This window comes from Hymenobacter cheonanensis, assembly GCF_030581075.1.
In the GTDB taxonomy this organism is placed as follows: Bacteria; Bacteroidota; Bacteroidia; order Cytophagales; family Hymenobacteraceae; genus Hymenobacter.
Map to the genome: position 1 here is coordinate 99,940 of NZ_JAUQSW010000012.1, position 15,349 is coordinate 115,288.

At 49.5% G+C, this 15,349-nt stretch carries 11 protein-coding genes; 9 read left to right on the plus strand and 2 right to left on the minus strand.

What is annotated here, in order from left to right; translation table 11 throughout:
• Window positions 1-78: 78 nt before the first annotated feature.
• Complete coding sequence (locus tag Q5H89_RS19660; RefSeq protein ID WP_305021055.1) at window positions 79-999, minus strand: hypothetical protein; 921 nt, start codon at window positions 997-999, stop codon at window positions 79-81.
• A 53-nt stretch (window positions 1,000-1,052) separates the two neighbouring features.
• Entirely contained in the window at window positions 1,053-1,265 is a 213-nt protein-coding gene (gene yidD, locus Q5H89_RS19665; protein ID WP_305021056.1) for a membrane protein insertion efficiency factor YidD, read from the minus strand.
• Window positions 1,266-1,388: 123 nt separating this feature from the next.
• Here yidD and Q5H89_RS19670 point away from each other — a divergent pair, with 123 nt between their 5' ends.
• From Q5H89_RS19670 to Q5H89_RS19710, 9 genes are all read left to right on the plus strand, one after another.
• The gene (locus Q5H89_RS19670; protein WP_305021057.1) at window positions 1,389-2,561 is read left to right on the plus strand and encodes a DUF4357 domain-containing protein; all 1,173 of its coding nucleotides are present in this window, start codon (window positions 1,389-1,391) and stop codon (window positions 2,559-2,561) included.
• A 241-nt stretch (window positions 2,562-2,802) separates the two neighbouring features.
• Entirely contained in the window at window positions 2,803-3,705 is a 903-nt protein-coding gene (locus Q5H89_RS19675; protein WP_305021058.1) for a hypothetical protein, read from the plus strand.
• Window positions 3,702-5,228, plus strand: a complete 1,527-nt coding sequence (locus Q5H89_RS19680) for a helix-hairpin-helix domain-containing protein (RefSeq protein ID WP_305021059.1) — start codon at window positions 3,702-3,704, stop codon at window positions 5,226-5,228. Before Q5H89_RS19675 ends, Q5H89_RS19680 begins: the two co-directional genes overlap by 4 nt.
• Before the next feature lie 209 nt (window positions 5,229-5,437).
• The gene (locus Q5H89_RS19685; RefSeq protein WP_305021060.1) at window positions 5,438-6,463 is read left to right on the plus strand and encodes a tyrosine-type recombinase/integrase; all 1,026 of its coding nucleotides are present in this window, start codon (window positions 5,438-5,440) and stop codon (window positions 6,461-6,463) included.
• Window positions 6,464-6,522: 59 nt separating this feature from the next.
• Complete coding sequence (locus tag Q5H89_RS19690; RefSeq protein WP_305021061.1) at window positions 6,523-8,748, plus strand: tyrosine-type recombinase/integrase; 2,226 nt, start codon at window positions 6,523-6,525, stop codon at window positions 8,746-8,748.
• A gap of 1,316 nt (window positions 8,749-10,064) precedes the next feature.
• On the plus strand, window positions 10,065-10,277 hold the full coding sequence (locus Q5H89_RS19695; RefSeq protein ID WP_305021139.1) for a helix-turn-helix domain-containing protein: 213 nt from the start codon (window positions 10,065-10,067) through the stop codon (window positions 10,275-10,277).
• A 247-nt stretch (window positions 10,278-10,524) separates the two neighbouring features.
• Window positions 10,525-11,094: a recombinase family protein gene (locus tag Q5H89_RS19700; protein WP_305021062.1), complete on the plus strand. Its 570-nt coding sequence runs from the start codon at window positions 10,525-10,527 to the stop codon at window positions 11,092-11,094.
• A gap of 224 nt (window positions 11,095-11,318) precedes the next feature.
• Window positions 11,319-11,780, plus strand: coding sequence for a DUF4231 domain-containing protein (locus Q5H89_RS19705; protein ID WP_305021063.1), 462 nt, complete (start codon window positions 11,319-11,321; stop codon window positions 11,778-11,780).
• 1 nt (window position 11,781) lies between these two features.
• Window positions 11,782-15,348, plus strand: a complete 3,567-nt coding sequence (locus Q5H89_RS19710; protein ID WP_305021064.1) for a hypothetical protein — start codon at window positions 11,782-11,784, stop codon at window positions 15,346-15,348.
• Window position 15,349 lies beyond the last annotated feature (1 nt).

Genomic DNA, 15,349 nt, shown 5'->3' on the forward strand with positions numbered 1-15,349 from the left:
AGCCCGCTTACCTAAGCAAAAGCCCGCTGCACTCGGTGTGCAGCGGGCTTCTATTTTGTGGCCTTCGCTAGGGCTCGCCTACAAATCGAGTTCGTACACATCGCCCTGCTCGGTGGTGATGAGCAGCGTGTCCTGGTCTTTGAAGGCAGCGCCTTCGGTTTGGCCGGCGCCTTGCAGGCTCACGTGGCGCGGGGTCGCTTTCAGGATATCCGCCCACGAATTGCCATCCAGAATAAACAGCTCCTGGCGGGCCAGCAGCACGAGGCGGTGCCCGTCGGGGGCGAGCGTAGCATCAGTCACTTCGCCCGGAATGGCGAGCTTGGTGAGGAGCCTGGCGGTGTAGCTGCCGGGCTGGTCGGGCACCGTGTACACCTTGCACGTGCTCTGGGTAGCGCGGTCTTTGGTGAATAAGTACACCTGGCCATCGTGCCAGAGGCTGGCCTCGCAGTCGAAATTGCGCTCCTTTTTGCTGGGCGGAAACTCGGTCTGGTCGGGGTATTTGAAGTTGATTTTACCGACCTGGCCGGGCGTGGCGGGCCGAAAGCGCAGGATGGCCAGGTTCTGGCGGTCGGAGTTGTTGTTGCCGCAGTCGCCCATGTAGTAGTTGCCGCTTGGGTCGCGGCTCAGGCTTTCCCAGTCGTGGTTGGGCGCGCCCAGCGTAAACTGGCCCACCTGCTGGCCGGTGCCATCTACGCGCCACACGGTGGGCTGCTGGCCATCGTCGCCGAAGGTGAAATAAGTGCCCGCCTCGGGCGCTGCGCACAGGCCCGAGCTTTCCAGAATGCCATCGGTGAGCTTGCCCACGCGGCGCAGGCCGTTGGCCTGGGCTTCGGCCTTGTCTTTTTTGTGGCCGCCTTTTTTGCCTTTTTTACCGGGCTTGGTCTGGGTCGTGGCCTGCGGCTGGTCGGTGGCGGCGTGGTCTTCGGCGGCCGAGGAGCACGCCGACGAGAGCAGCATAAAGCCCAGCATGGGGCGGATAAGGAGAGAGATACCTAGCATAGGCCAGCTTGTACGGCAAAGCCTGGCCGCGCGGCTAGGCCCCGCGCGGCGGGCTAGGGCACCGGGTCATAGCCGTGCCCGCCCCAGGGGTGGCACCGGCCTATGCGCCGCAGCGCCAGCCGCCCGCCCCGCCACGCGCCATACTTGGCAATGGCCTCGGCCGCGTAGGCCGAGCATGTGGGCGTGTAGCGGCAGCTGGGCGGCGTGAGCGGCGAAACAAAGAGCTGGTAAAACCGCACCAGCAGCAGCAACAGGCGGCGGAACATATTATAAAAAGGCTGGAGCTAGGGGGCAAAGTTCGCCCCCACCGGGCAAACCGGCAGCGCCGGCCTGCCGAAGCTGGCAAGCCGGTTATTTCACCAGATATTGCAAGAATAATTTCCTGCTACATGCTCGATACGCTTACCGATATCCGCCAGCGCCTGCGCAACAAAGACTATCACAACGAGGAACATGTGCGCCTGGCCCTAGTGGCGCGCATTGTGCAGCAGCTGGGCTGGGATATCTGGAACCCGCGCGAGGTGTATGCCGAGTTTAAAGCCACCCGCAAGGAAGACCACACGCGGGTAGACCTGGCGCTGTTCACGCATGATTTTGAGGCCACTACCATCTTTATTGAATGCAAGGGCGTGGGCGGCTTCGCCAAAGACCTGGCCGCGGTGGAGAAGCAGCTGCGCGACTACAACCGCGACCATACGGCGCTTTTTACGCTCATCACCGACGGCCGGCACTGGCGGTTTTATTATTCTTTCACGAGTGGCGAGTTCAAAGACAAGCTGTTCTGCAAGTTTGACTTGCTCACCGACGACCTGGAAGAAGTAGCGGCTTATTTTGACACCTTCCTGCACCGCGACAATATCAGCAACCACAGCGCCCGCCACAAAGCCGAAGCATACCTGACACTCGGTAAAAAGGAGCGCGCGATGCAGGATGTGCTGCCCGACGCGCAAAAGCTCGTGTCGCAGCCGCCCTTCCCGTCTTTGCCGCAGGCGATGGTGCAGCTGCTAGCCGCCAAGATTCTGACTATCACGGTGCACGAAGCGCAGGATTTTTTATCGGGCAATACCCTGCGGCCCGCCGCGCCCAGTCCATCGATAGATGTTCCGCCAGCCGCTTTACCCCCCCCGGCGCCAGCGCGCAAACCCCGGCGGGTGGCGGCGGTCCCGCTGCCGGCCGCCGCGCCGGTTGTAACCGAGCCCCTGGTTGCTTTAGCAGCGCCCGGCGCGCCCACCTTTGTCTTGGCGCGGCCTAAGGCCGGTTTTCGGGCCGTAGCGCAGTGGCTACCCGCTGGCACCATGCGGGTGCTGGCGGGCTCCACGGCCGGCCAGGCCAGCGGCAGCTTTAGCGCAGCGGGCCAGCGGCTGCGGCAGCACCTAGTCGAAACGGGCGTTTTGCGGCCCCACGAAGGCCTGCTACGCTTTGCCCAAGACTACGAGTTCGACTCGCCTAACCGCGCGGCCGAGGCTATATGCGGTGGCTCGGTAAACGCCCGCATTGCCTGGCTCGAAGCAGCGAGTGGCCAAACGCTGGGAAGCTACCTGGCGGGCCTGGCCTCCGAGTAGGCAGTTCTGGGCCGCGCGGTGCTGCCCGCTACCAGGCCGCACTAAAAGCACTGGATTACGTCGGGCTCTGCCATTGCTTTTCCGCTCATCCGGCAATAAGTCGGCAAGCGTGCTTGGCAGCAGTGGCCAAGTGTCAAGCTCTTTCAGCAAGTAATTGATTGAAAATAAATTTAATCTTATACTTTAGTCTCCTACCAATACCAGGCTTATATTTCGGCTTTTCCTGCTAGTGGAAGTGCCTATGGCCAAGCGTTTACTCTTTTTCCTATTCTTACTAGGCGGGTTTTCGCTGGCCGGGCGGGCCCAGGGCAACGGCCCGGCCGGGCACGGCGGGCGTGCCCTGGCTCTGGGCAATGCCTCAGCCACGCTGGCTGGCGAGGTGTGGGCCGTGGCCAATAACCCGGCCGGGCTGGGCAGCATCACCCGGCCCACGGCGGGCCTTTATTTCGAAAACCGCTACCTCATTCCGAGCCTCAACTTGGCGGCCGTGGCCGTGGCCCTGCCGCTGGGCGAGGTGGAGCCGGCCGCCGCCAGCCTGCCCGCCCGGGCTAGCCGGGGCGTGGTGGGCGTAGAGGCCCAACGCTTTGGTGGCGTGCTGTATAGCGAGGTACGCCTGGGCGTGGCCTATGGCTACCGGCTGGGCGTAGTGAGCGTAGGCGGCCGGCTCGATGCGCTGCAGGTGAGCTTTCAGGACCTGGGCAGCCGCCGGGTGCTGGCGGCCTCGCTGGGCGGGCAGGCCGATATTTTGCCGCAGCGCCTCACGCTGGGCGTGCACCTCTACAACCTCACGCAAGCGCGCCTCGCCGACTACCAGGACGAGCGCGTGCCCACCGTGCTGCGCGCCGGGCTAGCCTACCGCGCCGGCCGGCAGGTGCTGCTGCTGGCCGAAGCCGAAAAGGATGTGGAGCGCGACGCGGGCCTGAAAGCGGGTATTGAATACCAGCCAGTGCCGGCCGTGGCGGTGCGCCTGGGCTACGCCAGCCTGAGCCAGCAGACCACGGGCGGCGTGGGCGTGCGGGCCGGCAATTTTCAGCTCGACTACGCGGCCGGCTGGCACGTGGCGCTGGGCCTGAGCCAGTATTTCAGCCTGGGCTGGCAGTGGGGCTCGGCGGCGGCTGTCGCCGAAACGCAGGTGCCGAAATGAAGCGGGCTGCCTCGTGTGGCTTCGCGGCAGCCACGCTCGTGCTAGGCTTGGCGGGCCTGCTAGTTCCGAGCGGCGCCCGGGCCCAGGAGTTTCCGCGCCGGGCGCCCGCGCTCGACCGGCTGGCGCAGGAGTTATTTGCCGAAATTCAGTCGGACCAGATTCCCTACGAGGACCTCTATGGCACGCTGCTGAATTTGTACCAGTCGCCGCTCAACCTCAACACGGCTAGCCCCGAAGAGCTGCGCGCCCTGCCCCTACTGACTGAAAAGCAGGTAGCCGCTCTATTGAAATACCGCCAGGCCAACGGCCCGCTGCTGAGCCTCTACGAGCTGCAAGCCGTGCCCGAGTGGGAAGTGCGCACCATCGAGCGCGTGGCCCCCTTCGTGACGGTGGCCAACCCTAGCCCCAACTCGGCGCGCGGCCCGCTGTGGCAACGCATCAAAAATGAAGAGAATAATGCCGTGCTACTGCGCTACGAGCGGGTGCTGCAGCAGCGCAAAGGCTACTCGGCAGTTGATACCTTTCAGGGCCGGCCCACGCTGCGCTACCTGGGCTCGCCCGATGCCCTGGCCCTGCGCTACCGCGTGAGCCACGCCCACGATTTCAGCCTGGGCTTTACGGCCGAGAAAGACGCGGGCGAGCCATTGGCCTGGCGGCCGGGCCAGAACCAGTTCGGGCCCGATTTCTTATCGGCCCACTTCGTGCTGCACGAGCAGGGGCGGCTGAAAACGCTGGCGCTGGACGATTACCAATTGCAATTCGGGCAGGGGCTTTTACTGTCGTCGGGGCTAGCCCAAGGCAAAGGCGCCGAAACCATAACCAACCTGCGCCGGGCCTCGCTAGGGGTGCGGCCCTACGCGGCGCTGCTCGAAAACACGTTTTTTCGGGGCGCGGCAGCCACCTACCGGCTCACGCCGCGCTGGGAAGCCACGGCCTTCGCCTCGCGCAAGAACATTGATGCCAATGCCCAGCTGGCCACCGACTCGCTGGCGCAGTTTGATGAGTTTAGCAGCAGCCTGCTGCTGACCGGCCTGCACCGCACGGCCACCGAAATTGCCAACCGCCAGCGCCTGAGTGAAACCGTGGGCGGCGGCCACCTCGGCTATCTCAGCGCCGATGGCAACCTGGCGCTGGGCTTCACGGCGGTGGGCACGCACTACGGCATGGCCTTTCAGAAGCGCAGCGAGCCCTACAATCGCTACGAATTCAACGGTCAGAACAACCTGGCTTTTGGAGCGCACTACAGCTACGGCTGGCGCAACCTGCTGCTTTTTGGCGAGAGTGGGCGCAGCAGCGGCGGCGGCCTGGGCACCGTGAATGGCCTGCTGGCCAGCCTGGGGCCTAGCGTAGACGCCTCGGTACTTGTACGCCATTACGATGCTGATTTTCACGCTTTTTACGGCAATGCGCTGAGCGAAAACACCCGCAACATTAACGAGAGCGGCTTTTATGTGGGGCTGAAGGTGCGCCCGCTAGCCCGCTGGGAAGTGTCGCAAGTTACGTGGAATAACCTTTATACCTAGCTTGAGAGAAGTTAACCTTGTGCCTATATAAACACAGGTTTTCTCCCCTCACTCTCAGCCCTTGCGCTTACAGAGTACAAATTACTTGTTTTTCACACCCAATCCTTGATTCTATATAATAACACTGTTTTCCAGTATTTTATCTTAATAAAAATTAAACTTATATTACATGCATTATAACGGTAAAGTACACCTTTATTTTGCATCTTATGAAACAGACTCTCCAAGAGCGATTCCCTAGATTATTTCTTCATCCTCAACTGAGCAAGTGGCTGACTATACAGTTCCATCAGGGGCTAGCTCCCGCCACGATTGATGCCTATGCACGGGCGCTGCTGGATTATGCTGATTTCTGCCGATCACTTGAGGTGGATTTCTCCGTAGCTCAACGCGAGCATATTGCTGCCTACGTGCATAATATGGCTTCAAGGCCGGTTGGAAAAGGGGGCGTTCAGCAAGGCCTTGCCAATGCTACAATGCGGCAACGACTGGTAGCTGTGCGTTTATGTTACGATTATCTGGTAGAAGAGCAGCTACGTGACGATAACCCTATCAAGCGCGGTGTTTACACAGTTAATAAAGGCTTCGCCGGTTCCCGCAGGGGCTTGCTACCTCATCATAAGCGACTCCCCTGGATTCCGGACGAGGAACAATGGCAGAACATCGTAACCGCTACAGATGTGGAGCCATTACGTAACCGCCTGATGCTGGCGCTGGCTTATGACGGGGCGTTGCGCCGGGAAGAACTCTGCCTGCTCCATACAGGTGACTTCGACATCCCTTACCGGCTGATTACACTACGGGCAGAAACCAGCAAGACCCGCCGTAGCCGGGTAGTACATTATTCAGAAGCAACCGGCCAGCTCTATGCTATGTACCTGCGCCAGCGATTTAAAACAACCAAACAAGGTGGGCTGCTTTTTCTATCTGAATCACATCGGAATGAGGGCAGCCCGCTGACCAAATGGACATGGTCGAAGGTTGTGCATGCAATAGCTGCCCGTGCCGGAGTATCACAATTCACTACCCACACCCTACGGCATCTGCGCCTGACAGACTTGGCCCGCGCAGGCCTGGAGCTACATGAAATCGCAACATTTGCCGGACACAAGTCATTGGATACCACTACTTTATATATCCATCTGAGTGGCCGCGAACTGGCCGATAAAGTATCTAAAGGTATGAATGCCATCCACATCTGGCGGACTGCAACTATAAATAATCTACCATTATGAGCGGCATCAGGGCCTTATTCACTCCCGGAACAAATAAAATAAAGCCCTGGCCTTTCGCTATGGATTTATTTGACAGGTCAACAGCTCTTACTAATTCGGAAAAGACAGCCCTTACTGCATGGGTTGAAGTATGGAATCTTCCTTATATAAGCCGGTTGAAAGTTGAGCAGCCTTTACAACGACTGATACAACCCCTGTTAGCTGCTCTGGAACATTTTGGTTACAGAAATAAATTACAGGTTCAGCGCACCACGGTTGCGTACGTTCTGCTGGCCATGTATCAACGGCAGACCAGTTTCTGGTCATGGGGCGAACAAGAGTGGCTGGAGCTTGTCGGCGGCACGGCCAAAGATTACAAGGAATGTGGACACAATAAAAAAATCGCGGTGCGACACACATTACTGGCTTGCGCTTATCTTCTATATAATAGAAATATTTTAATTAAAGTGGCAGAGTTCAATCCACAGATGTTTGCTAGAGCAATGTTTGGTGATGAGCCTGTACAGCATGCTATTACTTCTGTTCAGACAGAAGCCGCACGACTCGGCTTAGGAAAGTGTATAATTAAGACGCATCTACCGACGCTGATATGCGAGGCTATCCTACTGAACCACAATCCCATCCTGAATGACTTGTCAATGCCTGTCTTACACCAGTTACAGGAAAAGCGTCAGGGCGCTGCGCGACGTGCGTGCAGTCCACTATCCCGTGTTTTGCACAATTTACATATTGTCCCCCGCTCCTTAAAGCGTATAGATGGCCCTTACAAGGTACAGGTAGGCGTAGATGATAACATTCCGGCTGAGTGGCTTTTCTGGATCCAGCGATGGCATGCTACTTCTACTAACGCTCTTATTACACGCAATCATGTACGGATTATGGTAGCGAAAGCTGGTAGATGGTTTGCAGCAACTTACCCATCTTGCGATAGCCCGGCACAATGGACTCGTGATGTATCTATTGCCTACGTAGCTGCTGTAGACCGCATGACAGTTGGTGAATGGGGCCATGAGAATTCTCCCCTTGCAGAATGGAAAAAAGGCAAGCCACTTACCCCGAACGGTAAAGCCATAATCTTAGGTGCTATTCGCGCTTTCTTCATCGATTGCCAAGACTGGGGATGGCTGCCTGTTACGTTTAATCCCCGACGTGACTTGGCACTTCCGCGTAACATAGCTCGGATGCGAGGCCCGGCCCCCCGGGTAATAGCAGATGACTACTGGGCCAAACTGATGCACGCCGGCCTCAATCTCACGAAAGCTGACATGCCCCAGCTTTCAGCAAACGGATTCCGTTATACATCATCCGGCCTTCACGAATCATGGTATCCTTTTGAATTAGTATATGCCATCACTATGGTATGGCTGTTTGGAGGCCTGCGGGTTAATGAGATTCAACGGTTGCGGCTAGGCTGTACCCGCTTGCAGACACCTGCCCAAGGAGATTTGTCTATCGCACCCGAAAGCGTAAAAATGGTCTGTTATCTGGATGTTCCCACAGGTAAAAGTGCTACCGCCTCATCCAAACCGGTTGATCCACTTGTTGGAGCAGCTGTTCAGGCCTGGGAGAAAATACGCCCGATAACTGTAAAGGAATGTGATGCCAAGACGGGAGAGGTTGTAGATTTCCTATTTGTCTGGCGTGGGAAACGCGTATCACCAGGTTATCTCAACGGAGCAATCATTCCAATGCTATGCAAGAAAGCAGGTGTTCCTGAGAGTGACACCCGCGGGCGAATAAGCAGTCACCGTGCTCGGGCTACTATTGCTTCACAATTATATAATGCTCCGGAAGGCATGACGCTCTTCGAACTACAGAAATGGCTTTGTCATAGTTCACCCAGTGCGACTCAGCATTACACTAAAATCAGTCCCACTAAAATGGCAAAAGCGTACAGCGATGCAGACTATTTTGGTCGGAACGTCAGAACAGTGCCCGTGACTGTAAACCCGGATGCGATTACCAGCGGAACTGCCAATGGGGAACCGGCATTTTTATATGATTTAGGCCATGGTTTCTGTACACTGACACTTTTTCACGAGTGCAAACACCGCATGGCATGTGCGAGATGCAGCTCTTATATTCCGAAGGAATCGTCCCGTGCGCAGATGATAGAAGCGAAGCAAAATCTGTTGCATTTTCAACAGTCTATTTCGTTACTCCCTCAAGAAATGGCTGCGGTCGTGGAAGGTGATATTGCCGAATTTGATAAACTGATTGCTTCTTTACAGGATACTCCTACCCCTGAAGGACCTACTCCTAATGAATTAAAAAACAGACGTTAGCTTCGACCTTGTTCTATTTACTAAGCCTTTGATGAATTCTCACCCTTTAAACGTGCAGCCCCATCAGTGACTTGGGCATTTGTTAGCGAAAGGCTCTTGATATCGAGAATATCGGCCGGCTCATAGGGTAACACCTTCGGGGTGTAGTAGGCCTAATTTTTTCTCTCCTACCCAGTTTGTATTAGTCACGCCCTTGATACCCGGTCCCAGCAGAAATATGGTTTCCTTCTACAAGGCGACCCGCCCTAACCCATATGCGATGGCCTGAAAAGCCACGCATCTATCGTTCTTAAATACATATAATATAAATAATATTAACTTTTATTGATTACTGAATCACCTGTCCTTGTTTGTCTTCGTGGCAGTTATATATCTGGTTGCCAGTCTACTACCCTTTGGTGAGTACCAAGCCGGGGAAGGAGTTCAACTACTCACCAAAGTGATGACCGGGGATGCCATTGAGCGAATCGACTCTCGTGCTGGTGGTACGTGCAGCCGCTATAGTAGGAGTACTGGGCACGACCCGTATCTCAGTTATTGGAAAAGAATTAGAGCAACTACAGGATACTGGCAATCAGTGACCCGATAGCCAACGGGAAAAATGTGTCATAAGCAATAGAAGCGAAAGATGAAATCAGACCTCGTTTAAGGGTATGGGAACCTGTGATTCGGAATAAGTAGCCATCAACTGTTTCACAGCTAGGTTTATCAAGGATGATTTCGCCATACGCCGCCAGTAACTCACTCGATTAAGGCTTTCGAGTACATCTGGACACATCGAGTATGTTTTTTTAATCTGGCGACGCGAGTCCAATGGCAGCTCAGGCGGTAGCGCTGTAGCCTGGGGACTGAGCAAAAGAGTCGTAGGCAGCCGGGGTGGTACCGTAGAGGGGTATCGAGTCTCAAAATAGCGGGCCAGTTCGGTAAGACCTTGAGAAGTAGTCGTCACACGATTGGCATTGAGTAGTAAGCTAGGCTGTATATCTCGAAAGGCCTGGTGCCACTGAGGCCATGTAATAGTTGGGTAGTAGGGATCAAGAGCCTCACGTGCAGTTATAATGCCCTCCAAAATTTGATTGGGAACTGCGTGATTGTAAAGAATCAAGTGAGATTCGGGTGATTCTCTGAGCTTCGGCCTACTCATCGGGGTACTTTACACCAGAACTTAAAGGCTACTGCCGGTTCGTCCGACCTCTGATTACTCTGGAGCGAGGACGCAAGTTACGCAACTTGTAGACTACTGACAACAACATAAAGGTAATTTAGCCTGATAGCTTGCCGCTTCTATGAGCGGTGACCCAATTAAAGAATTTGGGATGGTAATCAGAGAGTTGCGTTTACTGAAAAAGCTATCTCAGGAAGCTCTTTCTGATAAAGCTGGATTGGACCGCACTTTTCTGTCGCAGTTGGAGACCGGACGGAAGCAGCCCTCACTTCTGACTATTTTCCGACTGGCAGCAGCTCTTGGGCTAAGTACATCAGAACTACTTAGCAAGACTGAAACTAGGCTTGAAATGGGTAAGGCTTAATAGCAACGAAGGCCGAGTAAATTGGTAAGGAACGCCAGCATACAATATTCCATCAGTATCAGCATCCGAATACCAATCAATGCATTTTCTTGCAACTAGTTAGAATGGAGTTCAGAAAGTCATAACTTCCTGGCCTCTCTAACCCGCAGCCTTTGGGAGTTAATAACGGCAAAAAAGTAAGGGCCAAGAAGTCGGGCCAAAAACAAACTGTCGCTTATTTTTGTGAACTAGGCTTATTGACCTCACTATGCCTCAGACCTTCGGCTACGCCCGCGTCTCGACTCTCGACCAGAACCTCGACACCCAGCTCGACCTACTGACTAAGGCCGGCTGCAACCGCATCTTTCAGGATAAGATTAGCGGCACGAGCGTGCAGCGCCCGGCGCTTGATGAACTGCTGCACTTACTTAGGGAGGGTGATACAGTACTGGTGGCCCGCTTCTTTCGTCTGGGCCGCAGCCGTGACCACATCATTTATTTAGTACATTCGTTTCACCAACGCGGGGTGCACTTCAAGGCCCTGGACCTAGGCATCGACACCACGAATCCGGCTGGTAAGTTTATGCTGGCCATCTTCGCAGCCCTTGCCGAGTATGACCGCGAGAGCATCCTGGAAAAGACCCGTGCTGGCCAGCAGTTGGCCGCCGCGCAGGGAAAGCACATCGGCCGACCCAAAGGCCTAAATGCCGATAACCTAACTAAAGTAAGAAAAGCGCTGGAAAAAGGTTTGTCCGTAGCTGAAACGGTGGCTCTGACCGGTATTAGTCCATCAAGTGTGAAGCGCTATCGTAAGTATCTGCAAGCCAGTTTAGGATAGCCCCTCTACCACTTAGAGAGTGTTAGGAAATCGGGCTAACCTAAAAGAATATGAGCCAATAAGTGGCGAGCGAAGTTCCTAGGTTCCCACTCGCTTTATTGTTGACGGACATCAGCCCCTTACTGACTCGCAGTGAATACTATAATAATATTATAATACAATCTGTATTCTTATTTTATAAATAGCAACTGTGATGTAACTTGCCAGAGCAGGTAGATTGTACTATGAGTGAAAATAATCCAGAAAATGCCTTGGCTTACGCCCAAAGAATTTGCCAAGAATTTGCAATTAAAGCTGATAGAAAGAAGAGAAGTTCAAAAGCGCTATTTGCGCTGATTTTAATAAATTCTCTCTCAGCACCTCTCTTTATCGCGTATGGAGGCACATGCAAATTTACAGCTCAAATTATACCATCTATTTTATCTGTTTTAGCAGCAGGTATAACTTCTTGGGTACAGATTCGCACTCCTCAAAAGCTTTGGAGTATCTATCGCAGCGCACAAAGGACAATAGAAGTAGAAGTAATGAAATACAAATTTCAAATTGATGAGTATAGTAGCAGCAAAGTTTCTGAACAACTCCTTGTTAAACGTGTGTCAGAAGTAGCATTAAATACTCATAATGAGTGGACAGCAATGGTACCCAACCCTAGTTTTGCTTCAATTTCTTCAACAGTAGCTAAGTAGTTTGGCATGTGATTTTTGCAAACAAGAGGGTCAAAATAGCATCGAAATAAAAATTGTATTTACCGCTGAAATAAGTAGCTTAATTATGAAAAGGAAAAGTATTCATTGGTTTAAAGCCGCTATCATTAAATCTAAAAGCCCTATCGAGGTTCTAAATATTGCTAGAGTAGAATTGCTTCCGCTCGATTATACTAATTTATTAACTTGGATATATCAGAACGATAAGTTAAATAAAAATCTGTTGTCAATTCCATTTCCTAAAACGTACAGCGAGATAAATTCAAGTACTCGCATAAATTTTGTCTCATTTAAGCGCGACACTTCATGGTGCTGTTCGGTATTTACTGTATTTTGTGAAAAAATTAATATATTCATAAAGTATAGCCAGGCTTTCGAAAAGTGCATGCTATTCGGAAATTATGAAGAAGCGGGTAATTTACTCAATACTATTGAAGCTGAATTAGGAGTTTCAGTGTGGTTAATTAACAAAAAAATAGCCTATCTACAGTATACTAAAGGATTAGAATCTCAGAAAAAATATTCAAATACAATTAAGGCTTCCTTTAGTCATTCGAATTTGCTTACTGTGGTTGTGCACTACATAAGCTATAGAAATGAGCCCACTGTGGCGCCGTCAACTTTTGAAGTCGAAATACTGCATTTGCTTGATTCCATAAAAACTGATAAGGGAATTGTATCATTCATTAAGTATCATCTACTCCCTTATTCAGAACTCAAAGCCATTGATTTATTTGATATAATTCGTATATCAAGCACAATTTCAATAATTGACTTATATGAAGCATTTATTTTTGTTTCTAAAAGCATATTTGAAACAAACGTAAAAAAAGATTCCAAGTTAAAGTATAGCTTAAAATACGTAGCGTCGAAAATCAATGAGCTTGGGGTTATTATAAATGACCGCAGGATTCATGGATTAAGCATTAGCAATGGTGCAACACGTATGTCGGAAGTATTTTTTGATATAGATAAAGGTAAAGAGCTGATTGTTAGCACGCTTAAGCACGCTTTGTTAGTAGATACTACAGATTACACAGCTTGGTTTTTTTTAGCTAAAATATCTAGTGCGTTTGCTACCGACGCCTTGTTAAATGAGAAAAGTGTTTTTCAAGACGTTTTTACCTATGTGAAATCTGTAAGTATGTTCGATAATAATTATGAGCAATCGATCATTAACTTACTTAGGTTAGCTACAAACTTTTATGGGTTCAGTTGGGCAGATTTCTGCATAGTATTTGCAATTTTATACACAACCAATCTGTTAAACGATGAAAATCAGCAATACATTAATTTGATGTATTCCAACGGAAGTACGTTTGATGTCAATAGATTTTTACTTACCAATGGAGTTAGAGAAAGATTTTCTCTAATAAAGAATATGCAGCAACTAGCGAATGGTTGCTGTGATGATTTAGTTAGTTTATACGCTATAGGAGTAGATCCCACTTCAGAGTTTGATTCGTATAATGCTAATGAAATTATTCGAGCAGATGGATTGTTATTTAGTGGCATATATAACTACTACAACGAAAAATACGATTCAGCTATAAAAGCATTGAATGTTTTAGCAAATTCAGAATTATTATTTTATAAGTACAATGCACTAAGAATGTATACTCGTGCTCTCCTCAGTGTGGGTAGGATAAAAGAATGTATCCACGTCATTTTAGATTCTGTCTTAGAAAATATAAATAGTAGGAACATATTACCAATAGCAGAATGTGTGAGTGCAACTGCCCAAGAATGGGATGCTTTGAAAAGTAGCATAGACCTTTCTATACTTTTAGACATTTATGTCAAATATTTTGATAGTTCATATGAAAGAAAAAGGAATTACGCTTACGAAGACTTTCTAGAATCTTATGAGCTTGAAAAACCATCTCAGCTTTATAAGATTTCTGACGCTTTCGATGTAAAGTACTTGGTATACTATCTAAATAATGTTTGTATTGAAAATGTATTAGATAACTCCATCTATTTCGAATCTTCTCAAGACATAATGAGAGAGCGTCTGTCTGTTTGTAGGCTTTTAATTGCTATAGATGAGAAGGGTAAAGAGACGTACCAATCCGAGATTAAGGATATACAGAGAAAAATAATGATAAAGGAAAGAGGGGTCCAAGTAGAGCTAAGTAAAATATATGTAGATACGGAAGGTCTTAAAATTTCCTTGCCAAAAGGAATACAAGATAAGTTTAATAGATATTTATCTTTAATAAAAGAGGGGATAGATGCAGATTCTATAGCTAGAATTCAGGCAGTTATTGAAGCATCAATACACGAAAGAAATAAGAAGGATGTAAGAGATTCTTTGATGATAATTTCTATTCCTCAAAATGAGACATATGCTTTATTTGAGTCATTAATATATGAGATAATGGACCATTTCCTTTCAAATTCAGAACATGGGCTAGATGCTTATCTCAGTGTTAGAATTCGTCATGGAACTCTATCTGGTCACTTAAGAAGCTCTATTGAGCAAGCTCATCTTATCACTCAAAGGGAGAGCTCTAATAATGCTTACAAAAAAAATAAGTATTGGTTAGATCGTCTTTCCGTTAATGGAAGTTTTTACGAGGAAAAGGTAAGTAATGCACTTACGGAATTTTCTACTGAATTTGATAAACTTATTAATACTATAATAGCTGAATGGATTCAGATAAAGAAAAAGCCAGAAGACAAAGGGCTTTTCGATTTCATGCTATCGAAGGATGGAATAAAAATATTCTCCGGTGTTATTACTGAGGAGATAACAATTAATGAGTTCGTTGATGAGGTTTTTCAAAATTTATTCTATACACTCGAACAAGTGTTGAGTATCGTTCGTGACAGAATTATATTGGAAGCGAAACCTAAGGCTAACGACCTGTTTATTGAGCTTAACAAAGGTCTAAATCAGTTGCCAGCCTTTATTGATGCTTCTGAGATAAATGCTGCAATTCACAAGGCGAATAATGAAGTGCAGCTTGCTTTTGATAGGACTTCCGAATGGTTCAGACTATCTAAGACTATCGCTAATGAGCCTTTCTACATTGAAGATGCCGTTGCTATTAGTTTAGCAAGTATAAAGACGATTAATTCTGACTTTGATATTTCCATCAAAGTTATAGATCCTCGCGTCAGTAAGATATCAATAAAAGGAATCTATTTGCCTAGCTATGTTGATATGCTATTCAATGTTTTTGAAAATATTGCTAAGTATTCGGGTGATATTACTAGGGCGGCAACTTCTATTGAACTCTCTATTGAGAGTGAGTACATGACTATCAAGATTGAGAATAATGTTCTTGATGACAAGATACTAGAAAAAAGTAGACGTGATGTTATCGATATTAAAAATAAAATTAAAGAAAATAGGACCGCTTCGTATGTTAAATCTGAAGGGGGCTCAGGGTTCTTTAAGATTCAAAAAATCTTGACTCACGATTTTGCAACTCAATTTAGTGACAATAAGCCTGTCTTAAATTTCGGTTATGAGTCTGAATCAAGTAGAAGGTTTTTTGTAGAAATATACTTGCCAGTGTTGTTCAATGGTAATAATTTTTGAA